The organism is Acidobacteriota bacterium (genome assembly GCA_033549365.1).
In the GTDB taxonomy this organism is placed as follows: domain Bacteria; phylum Acidobacteriota; class Aminicenantia; order Aminicenantales; family Saccharicenantaceae; genus JAWSUF01.
Genome location: JAWSUF010000009.1, coordinates 1 through 15,529, shown reverse-complemented (window position 1 = coordinate 15,529; position 15,529 = coordinate 1). Strand labels below are relative to the sequence as shown.

General features: G+C 55.3%; 21 protein-coding genes. 9 read left to right on the top strand and 12 right to left on the bottom strand.

What is annotated here, in order from left to right; genetic code table 11:
• Window position 1: 1 nt before the first annotated feature.
• Complete coding sequence (locus SCM96_11955) at window positions 2–316, bottom strand: hypothetical protein (GenBank protein MDW7761332.1); 315 nt, start codon at window positions 314–316, stop codon at window positions 2–4.
• Between the two features lie 62 nt (window positions 317–378).
• On the opposite strand from SCM96_11955, the gene SCM96_11950 reads away from it, so the two are divergent.
• On the top strand, window positions 379–1,104 hold the full coding sequence (locus SCM96_11950) for an ABC transporter ATP-binding protein (protein ID MDW7761331.1): 726 nt from the start codon (window positions 379–381) through the stop codon (window positions 1,102–1,104).
• Complete coding sequence (locus SCM96_11945) at window positions 1,101–2,813, top strand: hypothetical protein (GenBank protein ID MDW7761330.1); 1,713 nt, start codon at window positions 1,101–1,103, stop codon at window positions 2,811–2,813. Before SCM96_11950 ends, SCM96_11945 begins: the two co-directional genes overlap by 4 nt.
• A gap of 58 nt (window positions 2,814–2,871) precedes the next feature.
• Here SCM96_11945 and SCM96_11940 read toward each other — a convergent pair whose 3' ends face one another.
• From SCM96_11940 to SCM96_11930, 3 genes are all read right to left on the bottom strand, one after another.
• Window positions 2,872–3,288 carry a type II toxin-antitoxin system VapC family toxin gene (locus SCM96_11940; protein MDW7761329.1) on the bottom strand — a complete coding sequence of 139 codons (417 nt, stop codon included), beginning with the start codon at window positions 3,286–3,288 and terminating at the stop codon, window positions 2,872–2,874.
• Window positions 3,285–3,527 (bottom strand): hypothetical protein, encoded by a 243-nt coding sequence (locus tag SCM96_11935; protein MDW7761328.1) that lies wholly within the window; start codon window positions 3,525–3,527, stop codon window positions 3,285–3,287. Before SCM96_11935 ends, SCM96_11940 begins: the two co-directional genes overlap by 4 nt.
• Before the next feature lie 175 nt (window positions 3,528–3,702).
• The gene (locus SCM96_11930; GenBank protein ID MDW7761327.1) at window positions 3,703–4,683 is read right to left on the bottom strand and encodes a tocopherol cyclase family protein; all 981 of its coding nucleotides are present in this window, start codon (window positions 4,681–4,683) and stop codon (window positions 3,703–3,705) included.
• A 54-nt stretch (window positions 4,684–4,737) separates the two neighbouring features.
• Between SCM96_11930 and SCM96_11925 the strand changes: the two genes are divergently transcribed.
• The 4 genes from SCM96_11925 to SCM96_11910 all read left to right on the top strand — a co-directional run bounded on the left by SCM96_11925 (window position 4,738) and on the right by SCM96_11910 (window position 8,245).
• Complete coding sequence (locus SCM96_11925; protein MDW7761326.1) at window positions 4,738–5,238, top strand: nucleotidyl transferase AbiEii/AbiGii toxin family protein; 501 nt, start codon at window positions 4,738–4,740, stop codon at window positions 5,236–5,238.
• A complete protein-coding gene (locus SCM96_11920) occupies window positions 5,235–5,441 on the top strand; it encodes a hypothetical protein (protein MDW7761325.1) in 207 nt (68 codons plus the stop codon). The genes SCM96_11925 and SCM96_11920 overlap by 4 nt, the downstream gene beginning before the upstream one ends.
• Before the next feature lie 147 nt (window positions 5,442–5,588).
• Window positions 5,589–6,599 carry a 6-bladed beta-propeller gene (locus tag SCM96_11915; protein ID MDW7761324.1) on the top strand — a complete coding sequence of 337 codons (1,011 nt, stop codon included), beginning with the start codon at window positions 5,589–5,591 and terminating at the stop codon, window positions 6,597–6,599.
• A 62-nt stretch (window positions 6,600–6,661) separates the two neighbouring features.
• Complete coding sequence (locus tag SCM96_11910) at window positions 6,662–8,245, top strand: amidase family protein (protein MDW7761323.1); 1,584 nt, start codon at window positions 6,662–6,664, stop codon at window positions 8,243–8,245.
• A gap of 199 nt (window positions 8,246–8,444) precedes the next feature.
• On the opposite strand, the gene SCM96_11905 is transcribed toward SCM96_11910, so the two are convergent.
• On the bottom strand, window positions 8,445–8,660 hold the full coding sequence (locus tag SCM96_11905; GenBank protein MDW7761322.1) for a hypothetical protein: 216 nt from the start codon (window positions 8,658–8,660) through the stop codon (window positions 8,445–8,447).
• A 222-nt stretch (window positions 8,661–8,882) separates the two neighbouring features.
• Between SCM96_11905 and SCM96_11900 the strand changes: the two genes are divergently transcribed.
• Both SCM96_11900 and SCM96_11895 read left to right on the top strand, forming a co-directional pair.
• Window positions 8,883–11,117: a protein kinase gene (locus tag SCM96_11900; GenBank protein MDW7761321.1), complete on the top strand. Its 2,235-nt coding sequence runs from the start codon at window positions 8,883–8,885 to the stop codon at window positions 11,115–11,117.
• Between the two features lie 230 nt (window positions 11,118–11,347).
• The gene (locus tag SCM96_11895) at window positions 11,348–11,539 is read left to right on the top strand and encodes a hypothetical protein (GenBank protein MDW7761320.1); all 192 of its coding nucleotides are present in this window, start codon (window positions 11,348–11,350) and stop codon (window positions 11,537–11,539) included.
• A 48-nt stretch (window positions 11,540–11,587) separates the two neighbouring features.
• Here SCM96_11895 and SCM96_11890 read toward each other — a convergent pair whose 3' ends face one another.
• From SCM96_11890 to SCM96_11865, 6 genes are all read right to left on the bottom strand, one after another.
• The gene (locus SCM96_11890; protein ID MDW7761319.1) at window positions 11,588–11,935 is read right to left on the bottom strand and encodes a putative toxin-antitoxin system toxin component, PIN family; all 348 of its coding nucleotides are present in this window, start codon (window positions 11,933–11,935) and stop codon (window positions 11,588–11,590) included.
• The gene (locus SCM96_11885; protein MDW7761318.1) at window positions 11,932–12,171 is read right to left on the bottom strand and encodes a ribbon-helix-helix domain-containing protein; all 240 of its coding nucleotides are present in this window, start codon (window positions 12,169–12,171) and stop codon (window positions 11,932–11,934) included. The genes SCM96_11890 and SCM96_11885 overlap by 4 nt, the downstream gene beginning before the upstream one ends.
• Window positions 12,172–12,242: 71 nt before the next feature.
• On the bottom strand, window positions 12,243–12,599 hold the full coding sequence (locus SCM96_11880) for a type II toxin-antitoxin system PemK/MazF family toxin (GenBank protein ID MDW7761317.1): 357 nt from the start codon (window positions 12,597–12,599) through the stop codon (window positions 12,243–12,245).
• The gene (locus SCM96_11875) at window positions 12,593–12,844 is read right to left on the bottom strand and encodes a ribbon-helix-helix protein, CopG family (GenBank protein ID MDW7761316.1); all 252 of its coding nucleotides are present in this window, start codon (window positions 12,842–12,844) and stop codon (window positions 12,593–12,595) included. Before SCM96_11875 ends, SCM96_11880 begins: the two co-directional genes overlap by 7 nt.
• Before the next feature lie 166 nt (window positions 12,845–13,010).
• Window positions 13,011–13,472 carry a hypothetical protein gene (locus SCM96_11870; GenBank protein ID MDW7761315.1) on the bottom strand — a complete coding sequence of 154 codons (462 nt, stop codon included), beginning with the start codon at window positions 13,470–13,472 and terminating at the stop codon, window positions 13,011–13,013.
• A gap of 2 nt (window positions 13,473–13,474) precedes the next feature.
• A complete protein-coding gene (locus SCM96_11865) occupies window positions 13,475–13,681 on the bottom strand; it encodes a hypothetical protein (GenBank protein ID MDW7761314.1) in 207 nt (68 codons plus the stop codon).
• A 657-nt stretch (window positions 13,682–14,338) separates the two neighbouring features.
• On the opposite strand from SCM96_11865, the gene istA reads away from it, so the two are divergent.
• Complete coding sequence (istA, locus tag SCM96_11860) at window positions 14,339–15,124, top strand: IS21 family transposase (protein MDW7761313.1); 786 nt, start codon at window positions 14,339–14,341, stop codon at window positions 15,122–15,124.
• Here istA and SCM96_11855 read toward each other — a convergent pair.
• Window positions 15,079–15,529, bottom strand: a 451-nt coding sequence (locus SCM96_11855) for a hypothetical protein (protein MDW7761312.1), incomplete at its 5' end; no start/stop codon positions are given. The two genes, istA and SCM96_11855, sit on opposite strands and share 46 nt — an antisense overlap.

The following is a 15,529-nucleotide window of genomic DNA, read 5'->3' as shown; positions in this document are numbered from 1 at the left end:
GTCAGCCCGACTCGAGAAGGTCCATGTCTCCGACGAGTTCCAGTCCGGCGTGCCGGCCGATTCCTTCGAAGACCGTGCGGTTGTTTGCGTCGGTCATTCTCACCGACAACTCGCCGTCAACACACTCGTGGATGACCCGGTCCATTTGCCCGACGACCGGCGCCTTGAGGGTGCCCCGGGACGTGTTTTTTCCCTCGACGCTTATGGAAAAACGCCGGGATTGAATCCGGACGGCCACATTGTCGCCGCGGACGCTCAGATCCGCGATTTTGGCCCGCTGCCTTTCCCGGGCTATCTTGGCACAAACCGAACTCAAACTCAACCGCTCCCGTTGAAAGCCCCCGACTTCGGTGATATAAGGTCCATAAGGAGCCGCCCGTGATCGAAATAACGCATGTTTCCAAGAGTTACAACAAGGGCCGGATCAAGGCCGTCGACGATCTGACCCTGCGCGTCCGCCCCGGCGAGATCTTCGGATTCCTCGGGCCGAACGGAGCCGGCAAGACAACGACCATCAAGATGATCGTCGGATTGCTCCGGCCGGACACAGGGACGGTGGCGGTCGAGGGCTACGACGTCATCAAGGAACCGCTGGCGACCAAGCAGTTGACGACATACGTCCCCGACACGCCGGCCGTCTACGAACGTCTGACGGGACTCGAATACCTGAATTTCATCGGCGACGTCTACGGCGTTCCCCGCGAGGCGCGGCTCGAGCGGATCGGAAAATGGCTCGAGATCTTCGAGCTCCAGGAGGCCGTCGCCAACCCCATTCAGAGCTACTCGCACGGCATGAAGCAGAAGATCGTTTTAACGGCGGCCCTGCTCCCCGGCCCCCGGGTCATGGTTCTCGACGAGCCGCTGGTCGGGCTCGATCCCCGGGCGGCCCACCAGATCAAGGAGATGTTCCGGGAACACTGCGACGCGGGCAAGACCCTCTTCTTTTCGACCCACATCATGGAAGTCGCCGAGAAACTCTGCGATCGCATCGGCATCATCCACCGGGGCCGCCTGGTTGCCTCCGGAACGATGGAGGAGCTCCGAGCGCTCGGCCGCAGCGACACATCCCTCGAGGAGATCTTCCTGGAAGTGACCGAAACATGATCCGTCCCGGAAAGCTCCGGACCGCCGTCCGGGCCGGGCTGAAGTCGAACTTCGGCCTGTCGATCCTGAAATACCGGCTGTTCAAGCAAAAGAAGGACCGCTGGCTCGTTCCGGCCTTCGGGCTGGCCGCGGCCGGCATCCTGCCGGCCCTTTACGGCTGGATCCTGCTCATCCAGGGGGCCTACGTCGTCCTCGCACCGCTGAACCAGCAGCGGGCGCTGCTCTCGCTGGGGATCCTGGCCGGGCAAATCGTCGTTCTCCTCTTCGGGATCTTCTACGTCATCTCGGCCTTCTATTTCTCCCGGGACATGGAGATGCTGATTCCCCTCCCCTTCCGCCCCGGCGAAATCATGGCCGGCAAGTTCGCCGTCATCATGATCAATGAATACCTGACGGTCGCACTCTTCGTTCTACCGGTCGTCATCACCTACGGGGTACTGGACAAGGCGGGCCTTGGCTACTGGGTCAGCGCGGTCCTGGTCTACCTGGCGCTTCCGGTCATCCCTCTGGCCGCCGTCTCCGTCGCGGTCGTCGTCCTGATGCGGTTCGTCAATATCAGCCGAAAAAAAGACGCTCTCATCCTGGCCGGCGCCGTCCTTCTTCTCGGGCTTGTCTTCTCCCTGCAATTCGCCCTGGGGAGGTCGGCCGCATCGGGAGAGCTGGAAGCCGGCGCCCAGGCCGTCATCGCGTTCTTCACCTCGCCGAACAGCCTCCTTAACCGGGTCGGAGCCGTCTTTCCGCCGGGCATCTGGGCGACCAAAGCCGTGTCCGGAGGTTTCAGCGGAGAGGGTTTGTCCAACCTCTTCATTTTCCTGGGCGTTTCGATCGCACTTTTCGCCGGTCTCGTCGCCGCCGCCGAAGGCCTCTTTTTCAAGGGAGTGATCGGACTGGGCGAGACGACGGCGAAAAAGCGGCGGCTGACGCGCGGCGAGATGTCGCGACGACTGTCCTCGGGACGGAGGGCGACGTCGGCGATTTTCCGGCGCGAGTGGAGGCTCATGAACCGGACGCCGATCTTTCTCCTCAATGGAACTCTGGTCGCTTTCATCTTTCCGGTGCTTTTCGTCCTTATGACATCCTTCAATTCGGGTGGGGATGAAAGCGGGGGCGGGCCCATGTTTCTTTTAAGAGCCCTGATGGCGGCCAATCCCCTGATCGTCATCCTGGGTACGGCCCTGTTGATGATCGTCTGCGGCAGCCTGAACGGAACGTCGTCGTCGACGTTCTCGAGGGAGGGGTCGCAATTCTGGATCTCGCGCATCATTCCCGTTGCGCCCCGCGAACAGGCGGCGGCCAAATTCCTCCACTCCTACCTTGTGGCCGTCCTGGGCGTCGTAACAGCCGGGGCGACGGCCGCGTTCTTCCTCCATGTCAAGGCCGTTCACCTGGCGGCCGCGGCGGCTCTGGCGCTCGCCGCCGGAGCCCTGCTCACGGCCGTGGGAATGATTATCGACTTGGCCCGGCCTCTTCTCGACTGGACGAACCCGCAGAAGGCCATCAAGCAGAATCTCAACGTCCTCCTGGCCCTGCTGGCCGATATCGGCATTTTGACGGCCGTTTTCTTCGGGATCAAGGCGATGATGAAGGCGGGGTGGACGGCCCCCGCAGTCCTCGGCGGGCTGTTTGTTGCGCTTTCGGCCCTCGCCGCGGTCGTCTATGCCGTCCTGCTTCGATTTGCCGACAGGCGCTATCCTGAAATCGAAAACTAGTGCCGGCCGGCGTCGACGATCAGATGAATAATCCCTTCGGATTTACCGGCTCATCCGGTCAATCCGGCAAAAAAGGATCTTCCTTGATCCGAATCGAGAGTTTCTTGGCCAACGCCTTCATCCGCTGATCCCGGGTCAGGAGCAGGGCGTCATGACGGCGGGCGCTGATGACGTAGAAGAGATCGTAAAGCGGGTGTTCATGAGTGATGGATTCGCCCAAAGCCTCGCGCCAAAGATCCTGGGCGGAGATGAAAGCGTCGATCATCTGCAAAGCATTTTCGGCCAGGCTGACGGCCTGTTCCTTGGTGAAGCCGGCCAGTTTGACGTATTTCCAGGCGACATTGGTGATCTCGGAAATGAAGAGATCCGGGGAAATGACCGACTGCGCCTTTTTAACGTTTTCGCGGATGAACTCGTGGTCTCCTTTGTTCAGGACGAGATCGACGGCCGCGGAAGGATCCAGAACGACAATCATCGGTCGCGGTCTTCACGAATCAAAGCGGCGGTATCGATATGCTCGGACGAGGGGTATTTGATTTGAGCGATCTTTTCCAGAAGGGCCGCTCTTCTGAGCTGATTATTGCGATGCAGATTCAACCCCTGCTTGAGCAGGACGATGGTTTGTTGGGTCACGCTGCGGTTTTCTTCCTTGGCCAGCAAGGTGAGACCGATGTAAACGTCATCCGGCAAATCTCTGACCTGTAAGGTGGGCATTTTCTCCTCCTGCATGCAATATATATACATATTGCATGCACGTCAAGTTTTTTTATTTTTCGGGGATTAATTCGACTCGCGACACCCTGTCCCAGAGTGTCCCGTCACCGGAAATCGCGGCTAGGCCTTCCTCTTAAGGAATAGACGTCGGCAACGGTCGTGTTGTCTCATAAGATCATCCTGACATGAGAAGGCCCATATCTCCGACGAGTTCCAGTCCGGCGTGACGGCCGGTTCCCTCGAAGACCGTGCGGTTGTTTTCGTCCGTCATTCGCACGGACAATTCGCCGTCGACGCACTCGTGGATGACGCGGTCCATTTGCCCGGCGACCGGCGCCTTGAGGGCGCCCCGGGACGTGTTTTTTCCCTCGACGCTTATGGAAAAACGCCGGGATTGAATCCGGACGGCCACCTTGTCGCCGCAAACACTCAGATCCCCGATTTTGGCCCGCGTATAAGTGGCGAAGGGATAAAGGCGACCTTCGACCAGGAAAAAGCCCAGAAATCCGGTGAAAGCGCTTCCCAGCCAGGGAATGTGGGCGATGGAGAGCATGAAGGATGTCTGCTCGGTTTCGAAGTGGTTTGTCTGCATCCAGATCCAGGCCCGAGGCATGGACGAGCCCCAGTCTTTTTCGATGTAGCCTTTTCCCCCGGTGAAGTCCGCCGTCTCTCCGTTGATCCGAAGCGTTCCTTCAAGCGCATGATCAAGGCTGACGACCCCATGGTAGCATTCCATGAAAGGGACGTAGCGGTACCATCCCATGATGCCCGGCCGGGCCGGGGTTACGGGATATGTCACGGAATTTCGGAAAGAAAGTTCGCCCTCGAACGTTCCGGATTCATCACGGATGTCCAGGCGGAATCCCCGGTCAGAAAACACGTTTTCCGCGACGCGAGCTTGAAACTCCCGGCGGGAATAGGCGAAGTCTTCGCTGCCGTAACGGAAATACCAGGTGTGGCCCGTCATGCCGTCGATCGCCTGGATAAAGGCATGGCCCCCGTCGCGGCCGTAAGAGATGCCCGGAATGAAGGCCCACGCCCGCCGGCCGTCCGCGCTGACGACCTTGAAATACCAGCCTTCGAAATAATTACGGGTTTTGCCGTGGCCCTGAAACCAGGCCGGACGGAAGATTTTCCTTATGGGATAAAAATCCATTGGTGAATTTTATCATATTTGATTCCTAACCACCGTTTATAATAAACTTCCGTCATGAACCCAACCCGGGAATCGGTCGATCTGTTTCGGCGATTTCTCGATATCATGCGCGCTCTTTTTGAGGAAAAAGCCGATTATGTTCTGATCGGAAGCTTTGCCGTGATTCTGCACGGCTTATCCCGGCTGACCGTCGATATCGACATTTTCATTAAGCCTGAAGCCGGAAATCTCGAACGCTTGAAAAAAGCCCTGAGGCGGGTCTTCCCCTCGGATGACGAGATCGATTCCCTGACTCTCGACGACTTGCGCGACTATGCCGTTGTTCGATTCGGAACCGAAGACGATTTCTATATCGATCTCATCGCGGGGATCGGAGAGATGTTCCGTTACGAAGACATGGAATGGGAAGTCCGCGAAGTCGAGGGCGTGCCGGTGCGGATTGCAACTCCGGAAACGCTTTTTCGGATGAAAAAAGACACTGTGCGGCCGGAAGACAAGCGCGACGCCCGGTTTTTGGCCGAGCTCATAGCCGGCAAGGCCGCGGAGAAGACATGACGGCCGTCCGGAATTTCCGAACGTTCGCCGAGGCGGAAAAAGACCTTTGGACGTTCCGCCCGGACGAAGCCTATTACCGGCGCGTCGCGGCCCTCTGGATCGCCGCACGGCGCCTCTGCCCTCCTCCGCCCGTCCGGCGGGGAATCACGCGCTTCCGCACATTCGAAGACGCTTCCGGCAGAGACGTATCCGATCGACACTGAACTCCTGGGCTTCCTGCACGTCTTCAAGCAGATTTTTATTGACAAAATGTGCTCTTACATGAATATTTACTTATAAATATGCTCAGATTAGTTTGTATCCTATTCATGACGTCTTTATTGTTCGGCTGTGGTTCCGAACAAGACCCTATGGAAAAGAGAATTGAAGAAGTCTTCATCATCGATACTGAAAAAAATGAAATCGCAGAGTTGGGCTTAACCGATCCAAAAACATTTGATGTCGATTCCGAGGGGAACATCTATTTTCTCAATGACGGACAAAGCGAAAGTCATATTTTCAAGTTTGACGCCCAGGGGAATTATGAAACCTCGTTTGGCAGAAGAGGACAAGGTCCCGGAGAAATTCAATTTCTTTCAGGTTTTGGCATCGGACATCAAGATGAAATCGCCGTGACCGATTATGGAAACAAAAAGCTCGTCATTTTTGATGGAACCGGAAATCTGGTTCAGGAAACGGATATCGAAAGAAATGTCTGGGACATTCGTCCTTTGAAGAATGGCAACTATTTGATCGTTAAAAAGCTTGCGGATATTGAAGGAGAATATTTGTTCCAATATCCGATTCTTTTATGTGACAAGGACTTTAGACCCATCGAGGAGCTTGATCGACAAAAAATACCAAACTATTTAAAAAAAAAGTCCATGGCGATGATCCCCTATATTTTCCTGTACGGCATTTCCCCGGATCGAATCTTTATCGGCAATGCGACCCGAGGATATCGCATTCGGACCTATGATTTTGATGGGAATCTTCTTCGCGAAATCAGGAAGGAATCCACAGCCGGAGATAAAGATGAATTTCTCAAAGACTTGAAGACGATTTTGCCTGAAGATGTTTCAAAGGAAAAAAAAGTGCGCTTTCCCAGCCGGCTGCCGCCGTTTACAACATTTTATTCCGATGATGACGGGCGGTTGTTTGTCATGACTTCCAAAAAGAGAAAAGGCTCCGATGAATATTGGGTTGACATCTTCAATCCGGAAGGTATTTTTATCGGGCAAACAAGTCTGAAAAGCCTGGTATCCATGTTGTCTCCGGAGCCTTTGTATCCCTATATCAAGATCAAAAAGGACCGTCTCTTTCACTTATCGATTAAAAGCGGTGGTTTCAAGAAATTGGCCGTTTACAGGATGTTGGAATAGCTATCGCGAAGCGGAGTATTTCATCATATTTGATTCCGGTCCGCCGGATATTATAAACTTTTATGATGACCCCAATCCGGGAACCGGTCGATCCAGCCAGAATGGTCAAAAACGCTTTGAAGATCCCGTCGTTCATCTGCATTTTCCTGCTTGCGGCCGCCGCCTGCCGATCCCCGAAGCCGGCCGCGCCCATCGAACTTTCCGAACTGACCGTGGCCCGAATACATGCGGCTTACGAAAACGGGGAGTACGGCAGCAAGGAGCTGGTCCGGGCCTATCTGGACAGGATCGCGAAGTTGAACGACCGCATCAATGCGCTGACAACCATCAATCCCGAAGCCCTTTCGATCGCCGAAAAGCTCGACAAGGAATTCGCCGCCACCGGCAGGCTGCGCCCGCTGCACGGCATCCCGCTGATCGTCAAGGACAACATCAACACCCACGGTCTCCCAACCACCGCGGGCGCTTTGGCGCTGGCGGATTTCGTCCCTCAGGAGGACGCCTTCATCATCCAAAGACTTGTCGAGGCCGGCGCGATCATTCTCGCCAAGTCCAATATGGCCGAGTGGGCGTTCAGTCCGATGCACACGGAAAGCTCGACGGCCGGCACCACCCGGAACCCGTACAACCTGGACTTCGTTCCGGCCGGATCAAGCGGCGGCACGGGCGCCGCAATCGCCGCAAACCTGGGCACGATCGGCCTGGGAACGGATACCGGCAATTCCATCCGCGGACCTTCCTCGCATAACGCACTGGTCGGTTTCCGGACGACCTTGGGATTGGTGAGCCGATCCGGGATCGTACCGCTTTACCTGCGAAACGATGTGGTGGGCCCGATGTGCCGCACGGTCGAGGACGCAGTCAGGGTGCTGGACGTCATCGCCGGATACGACCCGGCGGACCCGTTGACGAAGCATTCGGACGGGAAGATCCCTGAATCCTATTCCCGGTTCCTGGATAAAGACGGGCTCAAAGGCGCCAGAATCGGGGTTTTCAGGACACTGAGCGAAAAGGATGCCGATCCGGAGATTTCCCGGCTTTTCGATCAGGCGCTTGCGGACATGGAAGGCCTGGGGGCGGTCATCGTGGATCCTGTGGAGGTCGAGAATTTTGAAACGCTTCGGCGGGATCAATGGTGCCCGACGTTTCGGGACGATCTGGAGACCTTTTTGGCGACCTACGTGAAAAAGGATACGCCGAAAACCCTGGAGGACGTGATCCGGGCGGGGACGAAATCGGAATATGTCAAAACCCGCATGGGCGCGTTCGCGGAGAAAAAAGGCCGATGGGAGGATCCGGATATCGAATGCGGGGACGCGTATTCGGATGTCAAGAGGATCGCCTTCCGCGAGGCTATTGAAAAAGCGATGGACACCCTCCGCCTCGATGCCGTCGTCTACCCCACATGGAACCATAAGCCGGCCCGCATCGAGCTTTTCCAGGAAGAATACAAAGGGGACAATTCCCAGATCATCGCTCCCCATACCGGGCAGCCCGCCTTCACGGTCCCGATGGGTTTTACATCCGGCGATCTTCCGGCCGGGCTTCAGTTGCTGGGCAGAATGTACTCAGAGCCCACACTGATCAAACTCGCCTACGCCTACGAGCAGGGAACCCGGCATCGGAAACCTCCGAGCCTGGAATAGTTCTTTAGTCCTGAACTTCGCTGCACGTCTTCCAACAGGTGTGGAAGTGAGAGATCAAGAAGATCGCGGAAGCTGAGTAATATTGATCGAAGGGCCCTTATTCTTTTCATTCTCTCGGGGTTGAATTGAACATCCTTTTTTTTCCGGCCCTCAACATTCAAACGCGCCTCCTCCGACTTTGGCATATCATTGTTGAATTTTATCTCTCTATCTCTTTAAGTTCATTTGCAACCCATTGCTGTTTCTCTTGACTCAATCCCAGATTTTTTAAAAGTTCAGGTTTTTCGGAAAGCTGAGCACAGGTCACAATCCCCTGTTCCATAAGCAGATTCTTTAACGTCATAATCCCGCCGCTTGAATAGTTTCCCTTGTAGGCGCGGGCATAAATTTTTCGGGTCGTTACGCCATCATGCACTCAATCTTCAATATCAGCAGCAATCATATTGACGACATCACCGTCTGCTCCGGCATTTTTAAGTGATGTTTTCAGCTTGGAAACGTCAAAGGGGTAGGGGTTCCTTCCGGCGGCAGACGGGTCGGCTCAATAACAGGAAATTGACATCGGCTCGGAGCGGTGATATTCTTTTTGTCGGGAAAGGGTGGACAAAGAGTCGTGACCCGGGATGTCCGTAAATCAATGATCGGAAAAACGATCTCTCACTACAAAATCATCGACACGCTCGGTCAAGGCGGAATGGGTGTTGTTTACAAGGCCGAAGACACCAAGCTGAAAAGGACGGTTGCCCTAAAGTTTTTATCTCCGGACCTCACCAGGGATCGGGAGTCCAGAGAACGCTTTGTTCAGGAAGCGCAGGCGGCCGCGGCATTGGATCACCCCAATATCTGCACCGTTTATGAGATCAATGAATCCGATGGAGACACCTACATTGCCATGGCTTACGTGGAGGGCCAAAGCCTGAAAGAAAAAATTCGGGGAGGCCCTCTTGCTTTGGATGAAGCTTTCAGCCTTGTTTCCCAGGTTGCCGAAGGGCTGCGGGCTGCGCATCAAAAAGGCATCACTCATCGGGACATGAAACCCGCGAATATCATGATCACCGGTGAGGGGACAGCCAAGATCCTTGATTTCGGTCTGGCCAAGTTATCCTGGGGAGAAGATCTCACAAGAACGGCGGTTGTTATGGGAACCGCAGCCTACATGTCTCCCGAACAGGCTTGTGGCAAACCGGTTGATCATCAGACGGATATTTGGTCCCTGGGATGCGTCCTTTATGAGATGCTGACGGCAAAGCAGCCGTTTGAGAGTGCAAGTATCCAGTCGGCCCTATATGCGATCTTGAACGAGAATCCTGAGCCCGTCTCACGGGTGAGGAACGACATTCCGCCTGAGGTTGAAAAGATCATCGAGACCTGCCTGCAGAAAGATCCCCACAATCGCTACATGGATATGGAGGCTTTGCGGGACGACTTGAAATTGTTGGTCGCAAGGGATAAGACCTTAACCATGCCTTCCATCACCAGGGAAGTAAAGCCGCCCTCCATCTCCGTTCTTCCCTTTGTCAACATGAGCAACGATCCTGAGCAGGATTATTTCTGCGACGGTTTGGCCGAGGAACTCATCAATTCCTTGACCAAAATCCAAGCCATCAAAGTTGTGGCCAGAACCTCCGCCTTCGCCTTTAAAGGAAAAAATATCGATGTGCGTGAGGTGGGCCGGCGGTTGAATGTTGAAAAAATCCTGGAAGGCAGTGTCCGCAAGTCGGGAAACAAACTGCGCATCACGGCGCAGCTTGTCAACGTCGCGGACGGTTTCCACCTGTGGTCTGAGAAATTTGACCGCGACATGGAAGACATTTTCGCGATTCAGGACGAGATCTCATTGGCCATCGTTGACAACCTCAAGGTCACGCTTTTAAAACGGGAAGAAAAAGCGCTGCTGAAGCGGTATACGGAAGATCCGGAAGCTTACAATCTCTACCTGAAAGGGGTTTTCAATCTGCGGAGATACACGGCCGAAGGATTCCAGGAGGCCATCAAATACTTCGAGCTCACCCTTCAAAAAGATCCGGATTATGCCCTCGCCTATGCCGGTTTGAGTGAAGTCTTTTATGCCATCTCCTACTGGGGAAACGTTCCTCCTCATCAGGCGTATCCGAAAGTCAAGGAATTTGCGAAAAAAGCCATAGAAATCGATAAAGAGATCGGAGAGGCTCATGCCTCTTTAGGGATGGTCTACGCATTTTATGATTGGAACGGGAAGGAAGCGGGGCGCGAATTGGCCACAGCTCTGGAATTGAATCCGAGTTCGGCCATCATTCACTTGAGTTATTCCTGGTTTTTAACACTCACGGAAAGGCATGAGGAAGCCGTCGCTGAAGCCAAAAGGGCCCAGGAGCTCGATCCGCTCTCACCCCTGATTATTGCTCACGTCGGCCTGGCCTGCATCTGGGGCCGTCAGTACGATAAAGCCATTCAGGAAATGAAGGCGGGAATGATCCTGGCTCCGGATTTCTACCTGATGCACTATTATTTGGGATTGGCTTACCGGGGCAAACAAATGCGCAATGAGAATATTGCCGAGTTTGAGAAGGCCGTCGATTTGTCAGGAGGAGCCCCCTGGCCGGCTTTGATGTTGGCCTGCAATTATTTTGAGACGGGTCAGATCGAAAAAGGAGAGACTCTCCTGCAAAGCCTGGAGCAGAGAGTCCGGCAGGCATATATGCCGGCGCTGGGATTCGCCTACGTTTATTTTTTCCGCAAGGATCTGGAACATACGTATGATTGGTTGAAGCGGGCCTGCGAAGAGAGGGACAATTTTCTTCCCTGGTGTGCGATCATCCCGATTCAAGAGTACCAGCTTCACAACCATCCCCGGTTAAGGCCTTTATATCAAAAGTATGGATTGATCAAGTGAATCGAGTACGGAATTTGATTCCGCTCCGCCGTTTATCATAAACTTCCGTCATGAATCCAACCCGGAAACCGGTCGATCTGGGCAGAATGGTCAAAAACGCTTCCCGCCGAGATACGGTCGGCAAACTGATCTCAAGATCGAAAAAAAGGAGGGTCATCCATCTATGCCGTCACGGCTTGGGATCCCCGCCTTCCCGTCGACCAGGCCCTCAAAGGATTGATGTTCTGGCAGTGGGTGGCGCGGAATCACCCCGGCATCACGATCGCAACCCGGGCCGAGGACATCCGGATTATCTGGATGTCACCAGCGCCTACAACAAACACGTCACGGCAAACATCCGTTCGCCCCACCGCATGGTCGAAGGCTTTGCCTACTACCCCGAAGTCCTGAACTTCGTCGAAAGGCTGCGCCAAAGGAACTGAACTATCTGCGCGTCTTCCAACAGGTGTGGAAGTAGCGAAATCCCCGATTCACCCGAGGAGCTTGAGATAGTCATCGCCCGTAACGATGAATTCCGCCCGTCCGGCCGCGGCACAGGCCAATATCTTGTTGTCTTGGGGGTCGCGGCAAATGAGCGGGACGGGTTGCGTGATCGGCGCCGGTCGAGCGATTTCCTCGATCGATTTGAGGAAGTAGTCTATGAAAACAGGGTCCACGCCGAACTTCGGACGTCGCAGGACAACGGCGATTTCATCAAGAATCTCCCGGCAGACCAACAGCTCGTCATTCCCTCTGACGGCTCTTTCAAGGACTCTTCGGGGACTTCCATCCCAAAAGAATGCCGAGATGAAAACATTCGAATCGATGACGACTCTCATCGCTTTCGTCGAAGCCGTTTCAACTCCTTGAGAACATCGGCCTCGCGAATGCCCCGGTCGGCGGCAAGATCCTCTCCGTAAGAGAAAATGCTTTGCCACCGTTTCTTCCTCTCGATATACATCCGGGCCGCTTCGCGAATCAGTTCGGAACGGCTTCTGGTCTCGGCTTTGGCGACGAGGTCGATTTGCTTCAGCAAATCTTTCTGAAACGAGATATTGACCGTGGCGATGCCCATGATGACCTCCGGTCACAATATACAAACATTGTATATAATTGTCAATGACGTCTTGCAACCCCAGATTCTGCTCACGAGAGCTCGCGCGGCTCGAAGACGAGACGGAGACCCGCCGCGATCTCCCGGATCCGTTGACGGGATAGGGTCCCGATTTTTTCCCGGAGAAGGGACTTGTCTACGGTGATGACCTGTGACACATTGACGACACTGGGCCGGGGAAGGTTCGCCTCGCCCTTGTGCAGCTGGAGATTCCCGGGCGCTTTGGCCCGCTCCAGGTTCGAAGTGATAGCGCAAAGGACGGTCGTTCGGATGCGGCTCGAGTTGAAAACGTCGTTCTGGACCACGACATGAGGATGCCTGAAGCCGGGGGCGGAACCTCGGGGTTCACCGGTGTCGAGCCAAAAGACGTCGCCCTGGCCGATCACCATTTTTCCCTCTTGAGGACCGTGCTCTTGTAGAGTTCGAGGCTCGCGGCGCGGGTGTCCTTCTCTTCCTGAGTTTCCGACCCGGTATAGGCCTCATTCAGGGCCTCGAGAATTCGGCGGGATTCGATCTTCTCCAGATAAGCCCTCACGGCTTCGACAAAGATCTCGCTTCGGGAACGCTTTTGCTCCTCGGCGGCCTTCTTGACCTCGCGGAACACGTCGTCAGGAATTGAGATGGCAATTTTCATACCATTAGTATGAACAGTGGTATTCCGTCTGTCAAGAGGCCGAGCCGGGATTTCTTCCGTCATCACATGAGAAGAACGTCAATATGCAGCCATGTTTCTCATCGCGGGCACACCCAGATTCTCCTCGAAGGCCGGCTTCTCCTTGATCCACTGCAGCGTATTGCTCTTATTTTCGAGACTTGGCCAGAAGTTCCTTAACCCTGCGCAACACCCGGACATCTTCCCGGTGTCTCGGGTCATCGATAGGGCTTTTGATTTGAATGAGCGTATCGAGATCGACGAAATAAGCCGGAGCCTCTCCGTAGCGGCTCCCTATTTTTTTCTCCCAGGAAGCATTAAAATCAACATCCGGCACACTCATAAGGAGATCGATTCGGTTGGGTGCCATCCCCAGTTGCAGGATCTCTTCGGGCTTGGAGGGATCCAGCAGGAAGGGACTGCCGAATTCGGCAAGAGCCTCGTTGGCACGGGTTACGTTATCTTTTTCAGGACCGATCCAGAGATCCATATCTTTCGTGAACCGGGGCTTGGCGTGAAAGATAAAGGCCAGGCCTCCGATGATCAAGTATCGCACACCATGCTTGGCAAACTGATCAAGGATATCTTCGAAGTCGCGAACCGTGTCCACGCCTACTCCCGCCTTGGAATATTTCGCGTTTTTTTTCCGTCTTTGATCAGGACCGCGTCATTCCTGATGGCCGCGAAGGCCGCAAGTCTCTCTTCCGGGCTTCGACTCTGCCAATACAGAAGATCCCATTCCTCGGCCTCGGCGAATCCGACAGCCCTGTTGGCCACAATCCTTTTTCGCCGCTCCGCGGCCCGCTTTTCGATGTTCAAAAAAATATCGACTCCTGTTGGATATTTTATCACAAAAGTTCGGTTATTGCCGGTCAGTATTCCGGCGATATTCATAATTCCGGTCCGCCGTTTATCATCAACTTCCTTCATGAATCCAACCCGGAAACCGGTCGATCTGGGTACAGGGAAATCACGCACTTCCGCACCTTTGAAGACGCTTCCGACCGGGATACCGTCGGCAAACGGACTGAACGATCGGAATAGCGATCCCCGTTGACCCTTTTGCGCAAGAGCCATGCTGGCCTGCATCCTCGGGGACCGGTACCCCGATTGGGATGAACCGATGATCCAAAAAGAAGCCGCCAGGAGAATGCCGGTGGAACAAAAGGAGACGCAGTACGGGAGGCGACCTTCGAGCAGGAGCCAGCGCCCATGGGGGGCATCCGGGAAACGATGAAAATCGAACCGGCTCGGGATTTCCCGCAAAGAGCATGAGTGTATATTCCGGTTGAAAGCGGACAGTGATTCCGATTCATTCCGGACACCTGTTCCGGTTCAAAGCGGCCACCGATTCCGGTTGATTCCGGCCACTTTTTCCGGGTGTCCGGAATCGGGAGCGGCGCTGGATAACCCAAACAAAAAGGGTCAAAATGCCTCCTTGGAAAGGAGGCACACATGGCCCGAGCGAGGTTATCCATGCGGAAGATACGAGAGGTGTTGAGGCTGAAGGCCTCGGGGTTGAGCTACCGGGCGATCGCCCGGGCCTGCCTGATCGGAAAAGAGACGGTCCGGGAGTATCTGGGCCGGGCGACGGAGGCGGGTTTGAGTTGGCCGTTGCCGGACGGACTCGGTGAAGAGGAACTTGAGCGGCGGCTTTATCCGAACGAGCCGATCTCGGTTCGCAAGGAGGCCGAGCCGGACTGGCGGGAGGTTCACCGGGAACTGCGTCGCAAGGGGGTGACACGGAAGCTTCTGTGGGAGGAATATCGACGGGACGCTCCGCAGGGTTATCGGTATTCGCAGTTCTGCGAGCGGTACCGGCGTTGGACGAAAGCGCTGACGCCGGTCCTGCGGATGATGCACAAGGCGGGCGAGAAGATGTTCGTCGACTATGCGGGGATGACCGTTCCGTACACGCATCGGGCGACGGGAGACGTGCGGGACGCTGCGGTGTTCGTTGCGGCGATGGGTGCAAGCTCGATGACCTACGCCGAGGTCCAGGACTCTCAATCGCTTCCCGACTGGATCTCGGGCCACATCCACGCCTTCGAATTCTTCGGTGGCGTGACGGAGGCGCTGGTTCCGGATAACACCAAGACCGGGGTTCGGTCGGCCTGTTTTTACGAACCCGTGATCAATCCGACCTACCAGGCCTTGGCCGAATATTACGGGACGGCCGTTCTGCCCACACGGGTCCGTTCGCCGAAAGACAAGGATCATGCTTCATACTGCACCTCATTCCGTACATTCGGAGTAAGTTGAGGGTAAATGCGCCGATCTCGGAAGCGCTTGCCTGGATGGGTCTTCGGCAAAGGCCCGCTGATAGATTCGAAGAGGATCTGGCCGCGGTCATCGGCATAAACGCCGCGCAGAACACCTTCTTTGGCGAACCGCGTCGCCGTACTCAGGTGGACATTGAGAACGGCGGCCATCTCGGAAGTGGTCAGCCAACCCTGTCGGCGAAGGCGTTGGGCCAGACTCTCGATCCCATAGGTTATCCGGATGTTCCGAACTAAAAGCCTTGTGAAGGCACAACCCGTACCGGAACGATGACCGCGGGCCCGGAGGGCCTGAGCGATCTGTCTATCCGTTTGTTCGGCGGCCATGGCGCGAATCAACTCGACGATTCCGGCGGGTGTCCGCCTCAGATCCGGAGCGGACAAGGGC